This is a genomic window from Thermogutta sp., from assembly GCF_014359955.1.
In the GTDB taxonomy this organism is placed as follows: Bacteria; Planctomycetota; Planctomycetia; order Pirellulales; family Thermoguttaceae; genus Thermogutta.
Genome location: NZ_JACIYL010000694.1, coordinates 1 through 2,360, shown reverse-complemented (window position 1 = coordinate 2,360; position 2,360 = coordinate 1). Strand labels below are relative to the sequence as shown.

At 60.1% G+C, this 2,360-nt stretch carries 1 protein-coding gene; it reads left to right on the top strand.

The annotated features are described in order from the left end of the window. A partial coding sequence (locus tag H5U08_RS15945) for a site-2 protease family protein (RefSeq protein ID WP_297035275.1) occupies positions 1-1,969 on the top strand: 1,969 nt, incomplete at its 5' end. Positions 1,970-2,360 lie beyond the last annotated feature (391 nt).

Here is a 2,360-nt window from a genome sequence, read left to right as displayed (position 1 = left end):
ACTGCGTCAGGAACTGGAGCGTGCCAGGTCGGCGGGGCTGGCGCCGGACGCTGTCATCAGCGAAGAGGGGGTGACGGTGGCGGCGGCCCAGGCAGCCCTCTATGATCCCCGCAGTTACCTCGCCAAGAGTGTTCCCCAGCGAATGGCCATCATCTCCGCCGGGGTGATCATGAATCTCATCTTCGCCTTTATCGTGGCCGTCATCGCCTTCGCTATCGGTGTGGACGAATTCCCCTGCACGGTGGGACAGGTCGCGCCGGGTGAAGGGGCATGGCGGGCGGGGATTGAGCCGGGCGACAAAATCGTCGCTATCAATGGCCGGCAGACAATGCGGTTTCAGGACATCCAGCAAACGATCCCCCTCACACGTCGCGGCGCGGAGGTGACTCTCACCGTTGAGCGGCTCCGCAGGTCCGAGGCCGGTCAGCTCGAAAAAAAAGTTTTCGACGTGCGAATCGTGCCCGACCGCATCCGGGTGATACCCACCATTGGTGTCTCCAACGCGTTTACCACGGAACTGGCAGATCCGCCCTATTTCCCGGGTAGTCCTGCGGCCAGTCTCGGCGACCGGCTGAAGCCGGGGTGGAAGATCGTCCGCATCGGCGATCGCCCCATCGCCGATTATGCCGAGTTGCATCGCCAGTGGGCGCTGACCTGGGGCCAGTCCGTGGAGATCACTCTCGAATCACCAGAGGCACCACACACGCGGGGGAATGAGGCGAAAAAAGTCACGCTGCGTCTTGATCCTCCCGCCGTGCGAGATCTGGGGCTTGTCCTGCAATATGGGCGGATTGTGGCCGTTCAGGCCGACTCACCGGCAGCTCAGGCGGGCGTTCAGCCAGGGGATGAACTCATCGCGGTAGAGTGTCCCGCCGATATTGTTTGGAACGGCGATATTCTCGAGCTTCCCTACGTCCTCCAAAAGACGCTTCAGGAGCGGCAGGGGGCGGAGGTTCCCATCGTGCTTTCCGTCCGGCGTTCCGCACAGGAAGGACCGGCCTCCGCCGAGACCGATTTGGCGTCGGCAGCCGCCTCGCAGACGGCACCGCCGGGAGAGAAGCACACGGTGACAGTTCCGGCCCGGTTGGCGACTTCGTTCGCCGAGCTCTACACCCCGGATAGTCCCTGGGAAATTCCGCAGCTTGGAATTGCCGTTGAGGTCCTCCCGAAGGTTCGGGCGGTTCGGCCAAAATCGCCTGCAGCCGAGGCGGGGATCCAGCCCGGCGACGTGATTGTGGCTGCCAAAACCATCTCACCGCAGGCAAACGCCCAGAATCCCGACTCGCCCAGTGTTGAAACGGAACTCGATGTCCGGTTCGACGTCCAGCGTGGCGCCAACAAGGCGACCTGGGCCACGTTTTTCCATGAATTGCAGAAATTTCCACTCGGCACACAGGTGGAACTGGTTGTTCATCGAGAAAAAGCAGACAAGGAGGCTCCGACCGACGTCTCCAATACGGAGGAGGCTTCCCGGGAGCTCACTGTTCGCCTGGAGCCCCAGGTGCGAAAAGATTGGTATTTCCCCGATCGGCAGCTCCTCTTTCAGCCGATGACGTTTCACATGCGGGCCGGCGGACTGTTTCAGGCCGTCGAAATGGGGGCCAGTGAGACGTGGACTTCCGTGACGTTGATCTATCGCATCCTCAATCGGTTGACTCGGGGAGATGTGTCACCGCGGGCCCTTGTCGGGCCGATTGGCCTGGTCCAGACGGCTTATCGGGTGGCATCCCAGGGCACGGGACGATTCCTGCTCTTTCTGACCCTTCTCAGTGCCAACCTAGCGGTCGTCAATTTTCTGCCCATTCCTGTGCTGGATGGCGGCCATATGGTCTTTCTGCTGTACGAGGCCATTCGCGGCAAGCCGCCGAGCGAAGCGGTTTATGTGGGGCTTTCCTACCTCGGCCTGGCCATCATACTGGGTATCATGCTGTGGGTTTTTGGACTCGATCTGGGACTCATCGCCCGTTGATCGAGGGTGATGGAGAGCGGTAGCATCACGGCGGACGCTTGCGCCGAGAAGCGGGGCCGTTTGCATTGTTCGCAACGGAGTCAAAGGCAATTAGCGGCGCCGAACATAGCAAAAAAGGGAGTTCTTTCGGCGTAAAACGGAAGAGCAATTCGCTGTGTGTTATGAACTTGGATTAATATCAGGCCGAACGATATAACATCGATACGTCCGTTCATGTCGGTTCTTGCTTAAGTGTCCTGGTTAGGGGTAGGGGCAATTCATGAATTGCCCCTACCAGAATCTGATCGGACCCGTTTTCTCTTTGTTTGCGCCGGGTGAACACCCCAAGCCTTGACAGTGGGTTGGGAGCGACATTAACCTCGGAGGGACCTGCCTGTCAGGTCCGCCGTTT